At 58.9% G+C, this 1884-nt stretch carries 2 protein-coding genes; both read left to right on the forward strand.

Going from position 1 to position 1884, the window contains the following annotated elements:
• Positions 1-974: DUF642 domain-containing protein (locus GX147_01205; protein NLN59328.1), on the forward strand; the 974-nt coding region annotated here is incomplete at its 5' end.
• An 85-nt stretch (positions 975-1059) separates the two neighbouring features.
• On the forward strand, positions 1060-1764 hold the full coding sequence (locus tag GX147_01210) for a carbonic anhydrase (protein NLN59329.1): 705 nt from the start codon (positions 1060-1062) through the stop codon (positions 1762-1764).
• The last annotated feature ends 120 nt before the right edge of the window (positions 1765-1884 follow it).

The following is a 1884-nucleotide window of genomic DNA, read 5'->3' on the forward strand; positions in this document are numbered from 1 at the left end:
AGTGGAGGGCCTACCAGAATGCCGATTTTCTGAACTCGCTCTTTCTGGGCGTTCTGGGACGGGGCCCGACCCAGGAAGAATTCAACTTTTACATCACACGGGACCTGAGCCGGAACATGGGACGGGGTGAAGCGTTCTGGTCCCTGGTGGGCACCCGGGAATACGCCGACCGGTTCGGATCGCCCCAGGGGCCCTACCAGGTCCGCTGGAAACACCGGGAGACGGAGACGGATATGGAGATGCGGTGGTGCCGGTGCTACTTCTTCACCAAAGATCCGGCCCTGTCGGGCGGTACCCCCGCGGTCATGCAGTACCTTGGCGTCCGCACCCCATGGGGAAGCTACAGCTTCTCCGTGGCAAGGGCGGTAACGAGAATGTACGCCCATTATGACCAGGAAGTGTGCCCCCATTTCGATTGCGGATGGGGCGCCGGAGACTCCGCCATATTCGATCCTCCTGACAGAACCTCCAACAACGGTGGAGGGGGAAGAAACTACGTCAGAGATCCCCACTTCGCTCAATTTTTGAACGGAACCATCTGGGACAACGGCCAGTACTCCCGTTTCGGATTCTGGTGGAAATCCGGGGACGCTAATACTCAGGCCACCGTTGTCGACCTGGGGGAAAACCGGCCCCCAAATTCGTCGGCTTCCACTGCCCTCTACCTCGTCAATAACTCCGGAAGATCGCCCCACGTCTTTGGTTCGACCAGCCAGAGGATCAATGTCAGGAAGGGGGCACGATATACGGTCAGCTTCTGGGCGGCGGCACGCAACCTTGCATCCCGCGGTGCGGTCAACATCGCCGTGGATCTCCAGTGGACCATTCGCCCCGTCTCCATGGATGCCGGTTCCTATGGATGGACCTTCTTTTCCGGAACCTTTACCGCACCCGATAATTTTGTCGACTTGAGGATCATTTTCGAAGACCGGGGCGAGGTCTGGATCACCGAAATGACCCTGACGGACTCTTAGTCCAAAGAGAATATTTCCCGTTCCGCCTGCGCCGGCCGATCAATGGGCCGCATCCGCGGACTGACCAACCAACAAGGAGGAAAACATGAAGAAAAACAGAGGAAAAGTTCTATGGCTTGCCATCGCGGTTCTTCTTGCGATAACCGGTGCTGTCCACGCTGACAGCGGCGCTGCACTGACCAGAGAAGTCCAGGCCTCCATTACACCCGACAAGGCAATAGAAATGCTCAGGCAGGGGAACCAGCGCTTTGCCAGCGGGCAAACCACAGGGCGGGACTTTCTCGCCCAGGTCAAACAGACCTCCGGGGGCCAGTTTCCCTTCGCTGCCATTGTGAGCTGCCTTGATTCCCGGGTTCCGCCGGAAATCGTATTCGACCGCGGGATCGGCGACCTCTTCGTGGCGCGCGTGGCGGGCAATTTCGTCAATGACGACATCCTCGGCAGCCTTGAATACGCGGCCAGGGTCGCCGGCGCCAGGCTGATCGTGATTATGGGGCATACGGAATGCGGCGCAGTCAAAGGCGCCTGCGACTCGGCGCAGCTCGGCCTGCTCACGGCGACGCTGGCCAACATCAACCCCGCCGTCAATTCCGTGCAGGGAAACTATGAGCCCAGGAGTTCAAAGAACACGGATTTCGTCCAGGCCGTTGCGGAAAAGAATGTGGAGCTGACCATGGGGAAGCTTCGGGACAGAAGCGTTGTGCTGCGCGGGATGCTCGACAAGGGGGAAATCGGAATGGTCGGCGCCATGTACGATGTCAGCACCGGGAAAGTTGAATTTTTAAAGTAGCCGCCTACCGGAGGCTCATTCGAGCTCCCATTCTTTTCGCGCCTCTTCGCAGGAAATGAAATCACCCCGCCCGGCCGTCTCCAGTTACTGTGAAAGGAGAGGCCGGGCGTACTCGTCCTC

It is taken from the genome of Deltaproteobacteria bacterium, assembly GCA_012522415.1.
Taxonomy (GTDB): domain Bacteria; phylum Desulfobacterota; class Syntrophia; order Syntrophales; family JAAYKM01; genus JAAYKM01.